Annotated in this window: 12 protein-coding genes and 2 pseudogenes; 12 read left to right on the forward strand and 2 right to left on the reverse strand. The window is 65.4% G+C overall.

What is annotated here, in order from left to right:
• Positions 1 to 131: 131 nt before the first annotated feature.
• From ADJ70_RS04570 to asrC, 8 genes are all read left to right on the forward strand, one after another.
• Positions 132 to 1,001 carry a LysR family transcriptional regulator gene (locus ADJ70_RS04570; protein WP_050343915.1) on the forward strand — a complete coding sequence of 290 codons (870 nt, stop codon included), beginning with the start codon at positions 132 to 134 and terminating at the stop codon, positions 999 to 1,001.
• A 99-nt stretch (positions 1,002 to 1,100) separates the two neighbouring features.
• Positions 1,101 to 1,889, forward strand: coding sequence for a sirohydrochlorin cobaltochelatase (locus ADJ70_RS04575; RefSeq protein ID WP_050343917.1), 789 nt, complete (start codon positions 1,101 to 1,103; stop codon positions 1,887 to 1,889).
• Positions 1,890 to 1,931: 42 nt separating this feature from the next.
• A complete protein-coding gene (locus tag ADJ70_RS04580) occupies positions 1,932 to 2,837 on the forward strand; it encodes an ABC transporter substrate-binding protein (RefSeq protein WP_050343919.1) in 906 nt (301 codons plus the stop codon).
• A 3-nt stretch (positions 2,838 to 2,840) separates the two neighbouring features.
• A complete protein-coding gene (locus ADJ70_RS04585) occupies positions 2,841 to 3,893 on the forward strand; it encodes an iron ABC transporter permease (protein WP_083443813.1) in 1,053 nt (350 codons plus the stop codon).
• Complete coding sequence (locus ADJ70_RS04590; RefSeq protein WP_050343921.1) at positions 3,890 to 4,660, forward strand: ABC transporter ATP-binding protein; 771 nt, start codon at positions 3,890 to 3,892, stop codon at positions 4,658 to 4,660. The genes ADJ70_RS04585 and ADJ70_RS04590 overlap by 4 nt, the downstream gene beginning before the upstream one ends.
• Before the next feature lie 180 nt (positions 4,661 to 4,840).
• Positions 4,841 to 5,758, forward strand: coding sequence for an anaerobic sulfite reductase subunit AsrA (gene asrA, locus ADJ70_RS04595; protein ID WP_253273231.1), 918 nt, complete (start codon positions 4,841 to 4,843; stop codon positions 5,756 to 5,758).
• Positions 5,751 to 6,602 carry an anaerobic sulfite reductase subunit AsrB gene (gene asrB / locus ADJ70_RS04600; protein WP_216597317.1) on the forward strand — a complete coding sequence of 284 codons (852 nt, stop codon included), beginning with the start codon at positions 5,751 to 5,753 and terminating at the stop codon, positions 6,600 to 6,602. Before asrA ends, asrB begins: the two co-directional genes overlap by 8 nt.
• Before the next feature lie 13 nt (positions 6,603 to 6,615).
• The gene (gene asrC, locus ADJ70_RS04605; protein WP_216597318.1) at positions 6,616 to 7,605 is read left to right on the forward strand and encodes a sulfite reductase subunit C; all 990 of its coding nucleotides are present in this window, start codon (positions 6,616 to 6,618) and stop codon (positions 7,603 to 7,605) included.
• Positions 7,606 to 8,368: 763 nt separating this feature from the next.
• Here asrC and ADJ70_RS04610 read toward each other — a convergent pair.
• A complete protein-coding gene (locus tag ADJ70_RS04610) occupies positions 8,369 to 8,770 on the reverse strand; it encodes a Fur family transcriptional regulator (RefSeq protein ID WP_050343925.1) in 402 nt (133 codons plus the stop codon).
• A gap of 229 nt (positions 8,771 to 8,999) precedes the next feature.
• Between ADJ70_RS04610 and ahpC the strand changes: the two genes are divergently transcribed.
• The 3 genes and pseudogenes from ahpC to ADJ70_RS04625 all read left to right on the forward strand — a co-directional run bounded on the left by ahpC (position 9,000) and on the right by ADJ70_RS04625 (position 12,513).
• The gene (gene ahpC / locus ADJ70_RS04615; RefSeq protein ID WP_050343928.1) at positions 9,000 to 9,563 is read left to right on the forward strand and encodes an alkyl hydroperoxide reductase subunit C; all 564 of its coding nucleotides are present in this window, start codon (positions 9,000 to 9,002) and stop codon (positions 9,561 to 9,563) included.
• Positions 9,564 to 9,779: 216 nt separating this feature from the next.
• A pseudogene (gene ettA / locus ADJ70_RS04620) lies at positions 9,780 to 11,315 on the forward strand (energy-dependent translational throttle protein EttA); the annotation flags it as partial.
• A gap of 124 nt (positions 11,316 to 11,439) precedes the next feature.
• Positions 11,440 to 12,513, forward strand: coding sequence for an IS5 family transposase (locus tag ADJ70_RS04625; RefSeq protein ID WP_050340811.1), 1,074 nt, complete (start codon positions 11,440 to 11,442; stop codon positions 12,511 to 12,513).
• 154 nt (positions 12,514 to 12,667) lie between these two features.
• Here ADJ70_RS04625 and ADJ70_RS15290 read toward each other — a convergent pair whose 3' ends face one another.
• Entirely contained in the window at positions 12,668 to 12,856 is a 189-nt protein-coding gene (locus tag ADJ70_RS15290) for a hypothetical protein (protein ID WP_050343930.1), read from the reverse strand.
• A 79-nt stretch (positions 12,857 to 12,935) separates the two neighbouring features.
• Here ADJ70_RS15290 and ADJ70_RS15295 point away from each other — a divergent pair.
• A pseudogene (locus ADJ70_RS15295) lies at positions 12,936 to 13,232 on the forward strand (peptide chain release factor-like protein); the annotation flags it as partial.
• Between the last annotated feature and the right edge of the window lie 43 nt (positions 13,233 to 13,275).

Raw genomic sequence — 13,275 nt, forward strand, 5'->3', positions numbered from 1 at the left:
GGAAAGCGAACGTTTATCATGGGTCGCATGACAAAACCAGATGGCGTGCCACTAGCGTCACTGGTGCTTTCGGTGCCACTGGTGTCATTGGCGGTACGGACGTTGGCGATGCGGACCTGGGAGGCTGTCGCATGGAGGCAAGTATCCAGAAGTACGAGGCATTCCTCGAGAGCTACAGGCAGGGCAGCTTCACGAGGGCGGCCGCGAGCCTCTCGTACTCGCAGTCGGGCGTCAGCCGCATGGTCGCGGACCTCGAGCGCGATTGGCAGCTGACGCTGCTCGAGCGGGGCAGGGGTCCGCTTAGGCTCACGAGCGACGGCAGGCGGCTCCTCCCCTTGGTGCAGGAGGTGTGTGAGTCTAACCGACGCCTGCGCATGGAGATCGACGACCTGCGTGGGGTGCAGAGCGGCAGCATCCGCATCGGAACCTTCTCGAGCGTGGCGACGCACTGGTTGCCACCCGTGATCAGCCGCTTTCAGACCGACTATCCCAACATCGACTATGAGCTTCTGATGGGCGACTTCGGCGAGATCGGGCGGTGGTGTGAGGAAGGTCGAGTCGACCTGGGTTTCTTGCCGTTCGCCCCGTCCTCCTCGACGCTCGTCGCCCAGGCGCTTGGGGACGACGAGCTTCTGGCGGTGCTCCCCAAGGGTCACGTGCTGGCACAGGGGCGGGGCGTCGCTGTGGAACAGCTTTGCGAGGAACCCTTCATCATGCTCCAGAAGTCCGGGGACAACGAGGTGAGCGCCATCTTCGAGAGGGCGGGTCTCACTCCACAGGTGCGTTTCAGGACTTTTGATGACTATGCCATCATGTCCATGGTCGAGAGCGGCCTTGGCCTCTCGATCCTGCCCGAGCTCATTCTGAGGCGCAACCCCTACGACATCGAGGTGTGCCATCTTGAGCCCCGTGCGTTTCGCACGATACGCGTGGTTACGCGTGAGCCTGGGCGCCTGCCGATAGCGGCTAGGCGCTTCCTCTCGTATCTGAGATTCAGGTAGGCGCCGCCCACCCGTGCCCATGGAGGTGTGCCTGCCCTGGTCGTAGGAAAAGGGCTACCCTATGTGGTGCGAGACCGTCCCGACGTAAGGAGGTTGACCTTGGGAGCCTTGGGTCTGGTGTTCGCAAGCCATGGGACGACGGACGGGCAGGCGTATCGCCGCGACATCCTGCCTGCGGTCGAGGCGCTGCGCTCCTTCGCGACGGCACGCGGGCTCCCCTTTGCCCCTGCCTGCGTGAGTGCGCGCGTTCGAGAGGGACTGCGTGCCCAGAAGATCAAGGCCCCTGGCGTTCGTGAGGCTGTCGCGCAGCTTACAGGCGAGGGCGTCGGGAGGGTCCTGGTCATGCCCTCGCACCTTGTTGGTGGCAGCACCTACCAGGCGCTCGAGGACGAGGCCGCTGCGCTCGGCGTGCCCGCCGCCGTGAGCGTGTCCGGACCGCTTTTGTCCACGCGATCGGGCGCCCGTGAGCTGGCGCGGGCTGTCTTGGAGGAGCACCCCGCGCGGCGGCGGTGCAAGCTCCTGCTGGTGGCGCATGGCGTGGCGGGCTGTCCCAACGACCCCTACGTGTGGCTGCGGGAGGCTGCTGCGGAGTGCGGACGCGCTGACGTCATGGTCGTGACGCTTGGGGACGATCCGCGCGAGGTGGCCGCTCGCCTCGCGTCTAAGGGGGCGACACGGGTGACGCTCGTCCCGCTCATGCTCTGCGCGGGCCATCATGCAAGGCTCCAGGTGGCGTCGCAGACCCCCAGCTCGTGGGCAGGCGCGCTGGTGGCCCAGGGCCTTGTCGTCGATGTCGTGCGCGAGGGACTGGGCTCTATCCGGGCTGTCCGTGACTGCTACGTCAAGAGGGCGCAAGCCGCCTTGGATGGCGCGGCGCCGTCTCTGTGATAGGCTGGTGGGCGTCGGTCGCCTCTCGTCCCAGGGGATGGTATGGACAGCCATATGCTCAAGCGCAGGAACTTCTTGCTGGTGGCCCTGACGGCCACAGGCGTGCTCGCGGCCTGCGACGCGCCGTCCGGCGGGCGGTGGGCTACCGATGACGGCGGGCGTGCCGGTGGGCCTCCGGCAAACGTCGTGGCCCTCATGCGCTCGCTTGCGGACATGTGGCTGCTTGCGGGAGGTACACTCGCAGGCATCACGGAGGACGCCAGGGACCTCGAGGGGGTGGGCGACGCGCAGGTCGTGGGCTCGCTCTCCAGGCCAAGCCTCGAGCAGATCGTCGCGCTGTCGCCGGGGCTCGTCCTTGCCACCTCAGACATACCGGCCCAGGTCGAACTGAGGTCGAACCTCGTGCGACAGGGCATCGACTGCATAGACGTCGACGTCAACAGCCTTGATGACTATGCCTCCCACATGCGCCGCTTCTGCGATACCTGCGGCCGCGATGACCTCTACCAGGTTAACGTGGCGGACGTCGTGAGCGCCTGTGACGCCGTGCGCGCACGTGCCAAGGACCTGCCTGAGGCAAAGTATCTGGCCCTGCGTACCTCGTCTGCCAAGAGCAAGGCCCTCAAGCAGAACCACTTCGCCTGCCGGATCTTCGACGATCTCAACATGCAAAACATCGCCGATGACGGCTCCTCGCTCGACGAGCTCTCGCTCGAGGCGATCCAGGCTGCTGACCCGGCCTACGTCCTTGTTATCTACCAGGGGGACGAGGACAAGGCGAGGGAGGCCTATGAGGAGGGTTTCTCGAGCCGTCCCGCGTGGCAGGGACTCAAGGCGACTCTGGACGGTCATGTCTTCGTGCTTCCCAAGGAGCTCTTCCAGTACAAGCCCAACGCGCGATGGGCGGATGCCTATCGCTATGCGCTTGAGCTCAGGAGCCGTGAGTAGGCCGTGACCGACGACCGTGACGGGCAAAGGAAGGTGTCGAGAACCGCAGGTGGGCGGTCGGACCGGCGCCGCGCGACCCTCGCGCTCGTGGCTGGCGTGGCTGTGCTCTTGCTTATGTCTTTGGGCTTCGTCCTTGCGGGCACGACCGCGCTCTCGGCCCCAGACGCCCTTTCGGCCCTCCTGCGGCCCCAGACGATGCCGAGGGCGGCGGTTTCCATCGTGTGGCAGCTGCGTCTTCCGCGTCTTGTCGCGGCCCTCGTCTGCGGCTCGGCGCTTGCCGTCTCGGGGCTGCTGCTCCAGGCTGCGTTGGGCAACCGGCTCGCGTCCCCGAGCGTCATGGGCGTCAATGCGGGCGCGGGGCTTGCGGTGCTTATCTCGGGCCTTGCCTTCCCGCTCTCGGTGCCAGCGCGCCAGGCCATGGCGCTTGCGGGCGCGCTTCTCGCGACACTGCTGGTGACCCTCGTGTCGCGGCGGGCTGGCGTCTCGCGCACCTCGCTCGTACTCGCGGGCATCGCGATCTCGTCGCTCCTCTCGGCGGTCTCGGATGCCATCGTCACGATTCGCCCGGACCTTGTTGCCGATAGGCTCGCCTTCCGGCTGGGTGGGCTGGCGGCGGTATCGTGGCCTCAGCTCTGCCTCGCCCTCCTCGTCGTGGCCGCCGGGCTGGCCGTGACCTTCGCCTTGGGCGGTGGCATCGACCTTCTTGCCCTTGGCGACGAGACGGCCCATGGCTTGGGTCTCGACGTTAGGCGTACCCGCATCGCTTCGGTCGTGACCGCGTCCGCGCTTGCTTCGGCGGCCGTCTCGGTGTGCGGCCTCCTCGGCTTCGTGGGGCTCATCGTGCCCAACCTGGTGCGCATGGTGCTTCGGGGAGGCTTTCGCAGGGAGGCGCTAGTCTCGCTCGTGTGGGGGGCATCTCTGCTCGTGACCTGCGACCTTGCGGGACGGCTTGCCCTCTTTCCCTACGAACTGCCCGTGGGTCTCATGCTTTCGCTTCTGGGCACGCCATTTTTCATCGCCCTGCTTATGCGCGGTAGGGCGGCGATTCGCCGATGATCGAGGCTCGGGACTTGGTGAGTGGTTATGGCGGGCGCGACGTCATCCATGTGGACGAGCTGACCCTCCCAGACGGTCAGGTCACCTGCATCGTGGGCGAGAATGGTTGCGGCAAATCGACCCTGCTCAAGACCCTCGCAGGGCTGCTTGCGTATCGCGGCTCCATCAGCCTCGGTGGCGAGGAGCTCAAGGACCTGTCTCACCGCGAGCGTGCGCGTCGGCTGGGTTACCTTCCACAGCGCCTGACGCAGCCCGCGATGGACGTCGGCACGCTCGTCTTGCACGGACGCTTCTCCCGCATGGGGATCTCCAAGGTGCCCGGTGACGCCGATAGGGCCGCTATCACCCGCGCGATAGGGCTCTGTGATGTCTCGATGTTGGCCGACCGCTTGCTTGCCGACCTCTCGGGTGGGGAACTCCAACGCGCCTACCTGGCCATGGTCGTCGCGCAGGAGGCTCGGACACTGCTGTTGGACGAGCCAACCGCCCATATGGACGTGGCGCGTCGCATTGAGGTCGCAAATATCCTGCGCCAGCTGGCGGACGCAGGCACGGGAGTCGTCCTCACGACGCACGACCTACCGGAGTGCCTCTCTGTGTCCGACGAGGTCGTGCTCATGGCGGCCGGCGGTATCAGCGATCGGGGCACGCCCGCAGAGCTCCTCGCCCGTCCCGGCGCGTTCGGGCGGGCAATGGGTGTGTTCCCTCGAAAAGTCAGCGACACGGACGCCATCTTTCCGTATATTCTTGTGAGGGGGAATCGATAGCCTTATGTGCGCTCGCACGGCAAGGGGATGCGGTGCGAGCGTTTGGGGAGAGGGGGTCCCTATGGGCCACGTGCTCAGCCGGGAGGGCTTCTCGCGCGCCATCAAGCGTATCGGGAAGACCCGTCGCATCTATGCCCCGCAGCTCAAGCGGGGGAGGGTCGCTTCACTGACGTCGATGTCGTGCGCTACGACTTCACGGATGACGTCGATGCGATGGAGCTAGTGAGGCGCTCGGACTACCCGTTCAAGGAGGTGCTCACACCGCTCTCGCAGACCCTGTTCTTCTTCACGGAGGAGCAGGTCAAGATCGCGGATGTCGACGAGCGTGAGGTCGTCGTGGTGCTCAGGGCCTGCGATCTCAACGCCGTGCGCCGCCTGGACGCGATGTACCTGGAAAACGGCGTCCCCGACCCGTTCTACCGGCGCATCCGCGAGCGGCTGCGCTTTGCTCTCTTGGGTTGTGACCACAGCCAGGAGGACTGCTTCTGCGTGAGCATGGGTTCCAACGTCGCGGTCGGCTACGACTTCTCGTTTGATATGGACGAAGAGGCGGGCGAGGTCCGTGTGGACGTGGCAGCCGATGACCTGCGTCCCTACTTCGCCGATGAGGCCCTGCGCGAGGAGGAGGTCACGCCCAGGCACGTGGATGCAAACGACGTCGAGGTCCGTGTGCCCGCAGAGGTTCCCAACGCAATCTATACCGATGCGATGTGGGACGAGTACACGCAGCGCTGCATCAAGTGCGGCCGCTGCAACCTGGTGTGCCCCACCTGCACCTGCTTCACCATGCAGGATGCCTACTACAGTGATAACGGTCGCGTGGGTGAGAGGCGCCGCGTGATGGCAAGTTGCATGATCGACGGCTACACCAACGTGGCGGGCGGTGGCTCTTACCGTAAGGCCGCCGGGGACCGCATGCGCTTCAAGGTGCTGCACAAGGTTTATGACTTCCGTCGCCGCTTTGGCTATGACATGTGCGTAGGCTGCGGTCGCTGCGACAGCGTATGTCCCGAGTACATCTCGTTCTCGGGCTGCGTCAACAAGCTCGCCGGCACCGTGGACGCCCTCACGGCGAAGGAGGTGGCCGACCATGCCTAGCCCCGTGATGAAGGTGCCCGTCTCGTCTGTGGCTGGCGTCACGCTTGACGCGGCGACGAACCCCTACCTGCCCTTCCCATCAGAGATCCTTGGGATCGTCCGGCACACCGCGAAGGAGCACAGCTTCCGCATGGCGTTCTCGGGTGAGGTGCGGCCTGGCCAGTTCTTCGAGGTCTCTATCCCTAAGTTCGGCGAGGCGCCTATCAGCGTCTCGGGTATCGTGCCCGGTAGGTCCGTTGACCTCACGATTCGTCGCGTGGGAGTCGTCACCAACGAGGTGTTCGAGCGTGGCGAGGGGCAGCGCCTGCTGCTGCGCGGGCCTTACGGCAACGGGTTTGACCTCTCCCTCTTCGAGCGCGGCGAGGTCGTTGTCGTGGCTGGCGGCACGGGCGTGAGTCCCGTGCGCGGTGTGATCGACGCACTCGCGGGCGCCACCGACGCCGCCGACAAGCACGTGATCGTGGGCTTTCGTAGCCCGGACGACCTGCTCTTTCGCGATGATCTCAAGCGTTGGGGCCAGGCGCTTGACCTCACCCTCACCGTGGACGGGGCGCCTGAGGGCTATGAGGGCAACATCGGCCTCGTCACGGCCTACATCCCCGACCTGCCGCTCAAGGACCCCGCGAGTGCGCGTGCTGTGGTCGTCGGCCCCCCGCCGATGATGCGTTTCACGATTATGGGCCTGCTCAAGCGGGGTCTCTCGGAGCGCAACATCTGGGTCTCCCAGGAGCGGCGGATGTGCTGTGGGCTTGGCAAGTGCGGCCATTGCCGCATCAAGGACAGGTACGTGTGCCTGGATGGGCCGGTGTTCAACTACATCGAGTCAAAGGACATGCTCGACTAGGGGGCGACGCATCATGACCATGGACGTCAACGTCAAGCAGCTCAAGAAGAACGCCTTTCGCCAGTCCAAGGTGCGAGGCGAAACGGCAAGCCGCGTGCGCGTGCCGGGTGGGCTCGTGAGCGCCAAGAGCATGGCTCGCATCGTGGAGATAGCGGAGGAGTTCGGCCAAGGGGAGATCTTTCTCACCAACCGTCAGGGCGTGGAGATCCCAGGCATCCGGCTCGAGGACGTGCCCGAGGTCAACAAGCGGCTGAAGGCCATCATCGAGGACACCCGCATCAACCAGGAGGACACCGACCACGGCTACCTGGCGAGCGGCACGCGCAACCTCGTTGCCTGCCCGGGCAAACGGCTCTGCCCCTTTGGATGTTACGACACCACGGCCTTCGCACGCCGCATGGACAAGGCGATATTTCCCAACAACCGCCACGTGAAGGTGGCGTTCACGGGCTGCTCCAACGACTGCGCGCACGTCGCCCTCAACGACTTCGGCATTATCGGCATGACGGAACCGCACTATGACCCTGAGCGCTGTATTGGCTGCGAGCAGTGCGTCAACTGGTGTCGGAGGCGTTCAGTGAGCGCGCTTTCGGTGGTGAATGGCAAGATCGTGCGCGACGAGGACCGCTGTGTCGGGTGCGGCGTATGCGTCGTCTACTGCCCCACCCGTGCCTGGACGCGCTCCAAGGAGCATTACTTCCGCCTCAAGATCATGGGACGCACCGGCAAGCAGAACCCACGCCTGGCTGAGGACTGGCTACGTTGGGTGGACGAGGACTCCATCATCAGGATCGTGAAGAACACCTACGCCTTCATTGAGGAGTACATCGATGCAGACGCACCCGAGGGCAAAGAGCACATAGGCTACATCGTGGACCGCGCGGGCTTCGAGGAGTTCGTGAGCTATGCGCTCGAGGGTGTGGAGTTGGGGGAGAAGTGCCAGCGCGCGACGCGCGTCTACTGGGGCGGCAAGCGCTATGACAGGGACAATGCCCTGCGCTAGCATGGGGTGTCGTACAGCGAGGGACCGTCGTGCCACCCAAGGGAGGCTGACTACATCGGGCTGGCCAGCTGCACAGCCATTCCGACCTGCCTTGCAAGGAGACGTTCCACTGCCCGCAAAGGGTCCGTCTCGAACAAGGCTCGAGACCCACTCGCTCGAGACACGTCCTGGAGGTGCGTCCTGGCATCGGCGCAGCGACTGCTGGCCCGGAGGCCACCCGGACCCGCACTGCCACTCGGCCCTGAGCGTACCGTTTCGGTACGTTCGACGTCGAGTGGCAGTGTGAGGGCGTGCAGCCCGTGCGTTCACCATCGAGTGGCAGTGTGGGTGGCACTGCCACTCGGCCCCGGGCGTGCAGCCACGCGTGGGCGGCACTGCCACTCGGCCCTGAGCGCGCAGTTTTGGTACGCTCGACGTCGAGTGGCAGTGTGGGTGGCACTGCCACTCGGGCCTGAGCGTGCAGCCCTGCGTGGTCGGCACTGCCACTCGGGCCTGAGCGCACCGTTTCGGTACGCTCGACGTCGAGTGGCAGTGTGAGGACGTGCAGCCCCGTGCGTTCACCATCGAGTGGCAGTGTGGGCGGCACTGCCACTCGGGCCTGAGCGTGCAGTCCCGTGCGTTCACCGTCGAGTGGCAGTGCATACAGTGCTGAGAACCCCTCCGGGCGTGTTGGTCGCGCCGCCAGCTGCTCCCAACGAACTCCGCAGTTGGGCAGTCCGATGTAATCCGCGTGACCTTAGGCCGACCACGGCGGGGGTTGGTCTTACTCCTCCTTACTCAGGCACTCGCTGCAGAGGCCGTGCAGCGTGAGGTCCGCGCGGCAGATGGTCCCGACCTCGTGGTTCGCGGTCTCCTTGAGCTGTGCTAACTTTGGCGTGAGGTCCGGGACGTCGATCACGCGCCCGCAGCCTGTGCAGATGAAGTGCGCGTGCTCGGCAGAGCTGGTCGCCTCGAACCTCTCCGCACTGTTCACGGTGGCGACGCTGCGGACCTTGCCCAGCTCCTCAAGGAGGCGCAGATTGCGGTACACCGTGGCGATGCTTAGCCTCTCTGACTTTGTGCGCAAGTCGTTGTAGATGGTCTCGGCGGTGGGGTGGCTGTGTGTGTGCCTCAGGTAGTCGTATATCAGGTCTCGCTGGCGTGACTGCCGTATCGTCCTTGCCATGGCCGTGCTGCCCTTTCTCGCGCGCCGGGCCAAGCTGTGGGGCGCGGTCGTATGCTGATGCTCGCTCTGTGTGAGGACATGGTACACCAATTCTATAGCTACCAAGAATAATAACGATAACTGTTATTGACAATATTTTCCCGACGGGGTAGTCTGAGAGTGTCAGATGTAGCCTGAGAGCGTCAGATCATAGAGCTCGAACGAACAGCCAAGTAGATAGGAGAACCCCATGTCCCTCATAGGAAGAGAGATCAAGGACTTCAGCGTCCAGGCCTACCAGGATGGCCAGACCAGGACCGTCACGAAGGAGGACACGCTCGGTGCGTGGAGCCTGTTCTTCTTCTACCCTGCGGACTTCACCTTCGTGTGCCCCACGGAGTTGGAGGACCTCGCTGACCACTACGACGAGTTTAAGGCCGCAGGTGCCGAGATCTACTCTGTGTCTTGCGACACCGAGTTCGTCCACAAGGCGTGGCACGAGGAGTCAAAGAGCATCGCCAAGGTTCGCTACCCCATGCTCGCCGACCCCGCCCACGTGCTCGCACGAGGCTTCAAGGTCCTCATGAGGGATGCCGGCCAGGCGCAGCGCGGCGCCTTCATCGTTGACCCCGAGGGCAGAGTCCAGGTTGAGATGATTACCGCGAGCGGCATCGGGCGCAACGCCGATGAGCTGCTTCGCCTGCTCAAGGCCGCACAGTTCGTGGCGAAGCACGGTGACCAGGTGTGTCCCGCCAGGTGGCGGCCCGGCTCTGCGACCCTCAAGCCCAGCCTCGATCTGGTAGGTCAGCTGTAGCGCTGGCCCGTGCGCTACAGACGCAGACCAAGACGGGACGTCCGGATGCCACGGCGCCTGCCGAGCATCTGGACGTCTCCGACGAGGGAAGCGCGTGCTCGTGGACGCCTGTGGTCATGCTGCGCATTCGCCCCCGCCTCACCGCGCCACCCCATAGAATGGTCATGATGCGGGCATCGACCCGTCGGTTCGCACGTGAGCACGCAAGGAGCGCATATGGCAGAGTTCATCTACCAGATGGAGAGAGTCCGCAAGACGGCCGGGGGCAAGGTCATCCTCGATGACGTCACGATGGGATTCTTCCCGGGGGCGAAGATCGGTGTCGTGGGGCCTAATGACATGGGAAAGTCGACCCTCCTCAAGATTATGGCTGGCATGGAGGACATCTCCAACGGGGAGGCGCGCCTCTCGCCCGGTTACAGCGTTGGGATGCTTCAGCAGGAGCCGCCCCTCGACGAGGATAGGACCGTGGGCGAGAACATACGTATGGCCTTCGGCGAGACCCTCGCCAAGGTCGAGCGATTCAACCAGATAGGCAACGAGATGGGCGATCCCGGCGCGGATGTCGACGCCCTGATGGCCGAGATGGGCGAGCTGCAGACCGAGATAGACGCCGCGAGTGGCTGGGACATAGACTCCCAGCTCTCTCAGGCGATGGACGCCTTGCAGTGTCCTGACAGCGACGAGCCGGTCGGTCATCTCTCTGGTGGTGAGCGCCGTCGCGTGGCCCTGTGCCGCCTCTTGCTCGAGGCGCCAGACCTTTTGCTGCTCGACGAACCCACCAACCACTTGGACGCCGAGTCGGTTCTCTGGCTCGAGCACTTTCTCAAAGACTACCAGGGTGCGGTCCTTGCCGTCACGCACGACCGCTACTTCCTCAACAACGTCGCGGAGTGGATTTGCGAGGTCGATCGCGGCACGCTCTACCCCTACCGGGGCAACTACTCGACCTACCTTGAGACCAAGGCCGCACGCCTCGAGATGGAGTCGAAGCAGAGCGCCAAGCGCGCCAAGAGGATGAGAGACGAGCTCGCCTGGGTGCGATCGAGCCAGAAGGCACGCCAGTCCAAGGGCAAGGCGCGCCTGGCCGCCTACGAGGAGATGGAGGCCGAGGCACGTCGGGTCACGAAGAGCGACTTTGCCGACATTCGCATCCCCGTGGGACCGCGCTTGGGCGCGAAGGTCCTCGAGGCCAACCATCTGGTCAAGGCCTTTGGTGAGCGTGTGCTGATAGACGACCTCTCCTTCACGCTGCCGAGAAACGGCATCGTTGGCGTGATAGGCCCCAACGGCGTTGGCAAGTCGACGCTCTTCAAGATGATTGTGGGGCAGGAGCGACCGACGTCGGGCTCGCTTGAGCTTGGCGAGACGGTGCGGCTCTCCTACGTGGACCAGGGCCGTGAGGGTCTGGACGCACGCAGGAGCGTCTGGGAGATCGTCTCGGATGGTAATGACTACATCGAGGTTGGGAAGAGCGAGATCCCGAGCCGCGCCTACGTGGGCGCCTTCGGCTTCAAGGGTCCCGACCAGCAGAAGCGGGCGGGCGTGCTCTCGGGCGGCGAGCGGAATCGCCTCAATTTAGCCCTGACGCTTCGCCAGGGCGGGAACCTGCTGCTGCTCGACGAGCCCACCAACGACCTCGACACCGAGACCTTGGCCTCGCTCGAGGAGGCGCTCCTTGCGTTCCCAGGTTGTGCCGTAATCACGAGCCACGACCGCTGGTTCATGGACCGCGTGGCCACGCACATCCTAGGAAAGCGATGATAAAGTCCCGCCGAGAAGCCCGGGACAGGGGCGGATCGCTGTCCATCCATACCTCCTACCTGCGGATATGATATAATTCGAGGTCGTTGGCGACTAGGTTGGGGGTATCCGCATGGCACAGCTCACATTCTCTGACGTCGAGATGGGCATGGGACGGAAGCGCGAGACCAGGCGCTCCCGGTTCCTCGACCGCCTCTCCAAGTCCTGCCCCTGGGACGCCTGGCTCGCCCTCGTGAGGGAGGCCCGCGGGGCCGACGCCGGGGCGAGGGGGGCCGGCCCCGCGATGGGCAGGCCGAGGGTCGACGACCTCGTGCTGCTGCGCATGTACATGGTGCAGGTCTGCTTCGGCCTCTCCGACCGCGAGTGCGAGGACCAGGTCTGGGACTCCGCGACGATGCGCTCCTTCGTCGGCGTGGCGCCCTTCGAGGTCCCCGACGCCACGACCCTGTGCAAGTTTCGCCACCTGCTCGAGCGCTGCGGGGTCGGCGAGGCCATGGTCTCCTCGGCCTTCGGGTCCGCCGCGGACGGAGGGCTCGCCGTGAGCCGGGGCACCATCGTGGACGCCACCTTCATCGAGAGCCCGTCGTCGACGAGGAACGCCGACGGCGCGCGGGATCCCGACGCCCACCAGGCCAAGAAGGGGCAGAACTGGCACTTCGGGTACAAGCTCGGGGTGGGCGTGGACGCCGAGACGGGCGTGCCGCACTCGGTGCGCATGGACGCCGCGAACGTCCACGACCTCGACCAGGTCCCCGACCTCGTGCGCGAGGGTGACGAGCGCGTCTGGGCCGACGCCGGCTACGTCGGCGTCGGGAGGAGGCCGGAGGTCGCCGGCGACCCCTCCCTCTCCGGCGTCGAGTGGATCGTCGCCAAGAGGCGCTCGCAGGTCGGCGAGGACGACCTGGTCGCAGAGGCCGCCAAGTCGGCCGCCCGCAGTGTCGTCGAGCACGTCTTCCACTGGGTCAAGGACATATTCGGGCTGCGGAAGACGCGCTATAAGGGGCTCGCCAAGGTGTCCAACCAGGCCTTCGCCGCCGTCGCCGCAGCCGGCTGCATGATCGCGAGGCGGGGACGGCGGCTCTGCGGGCCGCCCCTCGCGCTGTCGGCGGAGAGGATAGCCCTGCAACGCGAGAGGCTCGAGGAGCGGCGACGGAGGGCGGAGGGTGGGGCGCCGGCCGCGGCATAGCCTACCGCTGGCCGTCCCGCCATGGTCTGGGAGGCTGCGGCATGGCCCCCGGAGACCGGCGTAGCCCGCTTGGGGGCGTTGGAGCCCTCCTCACGTCAAAAATCACCCATGCTGGTCCCGAAGGGACGGGATCGGCGACTTTATCATCGCTTTCCTAGCCTGGGAGGGCACGGATGAGCGACCCGGCGCCTGGCATTGGTTCGAGGGCAACTTCGAGGACTACCAGAGGGATCGTGAGCGGCGTCTTGGTCCTGACCTCTCGAAGCCACATCGCCTGCACCGCAAGCTCACTCGCGACTGAGTGCCAGTCGTCGCTCGCACAGGTCAGGAAGGGAAGGGGCATGGGCACTCATCTTACCTGCCATGACTATGGGTGCTACGCCCGTCTTGACCTCGATGCGCTGGCAGGCCAGTGCAGGGCCGAGGCCTTCCATGCGTCAGGTCCGGGTGGCCAGGGGGTCAACACGGCAAGCTCCGCTGTGCGCATGCGCCACATGCCGACAGGTATCGTCGTCACGAGTCGTGCCGAGCGCTCGCAGCTTCAGAACCGCCATGCCTGCCTTCGCAAGATCCGCGCCGAGCTGCTTCGCCGCTCGACCCCTCCTAAGGTGCGTCGTGCGACCAGGCCGTCTGGGGCCTCAATCCGCCGTCGCCTAGAGGCCAAGCGCCGTCGTGCCGGCGTCAAGCGCCTGCGTCGCCGCCCGGGAATAGACGAGTGACGCTCGCAGGTGCGCCAGACCAGCGTGCGCAGATCGGTTGCTC

Origin of the sequence: Olsenella sp. oral taxon 807, assembly GCF_001189515.2 — a bacterium.
Lineage (GTDB): Bacteria > Actinomycetota > Coriobacteriia > Coriobacteriales > Atopobiaceae > Olsenella_F.

Bases quoted from the DNA above. Each gene is read 5' to 3' on its own strand.
- ADJ70_RS04570 (WP_050343915.1), top strand. From the start codon at position 132: ATGGAGGCAAGTATCCAGAAGTACGAGGCATTCCTCGAGAGCTACAGG.
- ADJ70_RS04580 (WP_050343919.1), top strand. From the start codon at position 1,932: ATGGACAGCCATATGCTCAAGCGCAGGAACTTCTTGCTGGTGGCCCTG.
- ADJ70_RS04590 (WP_050343921.1), top strand. From the start codon at position 3,890: ATGATCGAGGCTCGGGACTTGGTGAGTGGTTATGGCGGGCGCGACGTC.
- asrB (WP_216597317.1), top strand. From the start codon at position 5,751: ATGCCTAGCCCCGTGATGAAGGTGCCCGTCTCGTCTGTGGCTGGCGTC.
- asrC (WP_216597318.1), top strand. From the start codon at position 6,616: ATGACCATGGACGTCAACGTCAAGCAGCTCAAGAAGAACGCCTTTCGC.
- ADJ70_RS04610 (WP_050343925.1), bottom strand. From the start codon at position 8,770: ATGGCAAGGACGATACGGCAGTCACGCCAGCGAGACCTGATATACGAC.
- ahpC (WP_050343928.1), top strand. From the start codon at position 9,000: ATGTCCCTCATAGGAAGAGAGATCAAGGACTTCAGCGTCCAGGCCTAC.
- ADJ70_RS04625 (WP_050340811.1), top strand. From the start codon at position 11,440: ATGGCACAGCTCACATTCTCTGACGTCGAGATGGGCATGGGACGGAAG.
- ADJ70_RS15290 (WP_050343930.1), bottom strand. From the start codon at position 12,856: ATGCCCCTTCCCTTCCTGACCTGTGCGAGCGACGACTGGCACTCAGTC.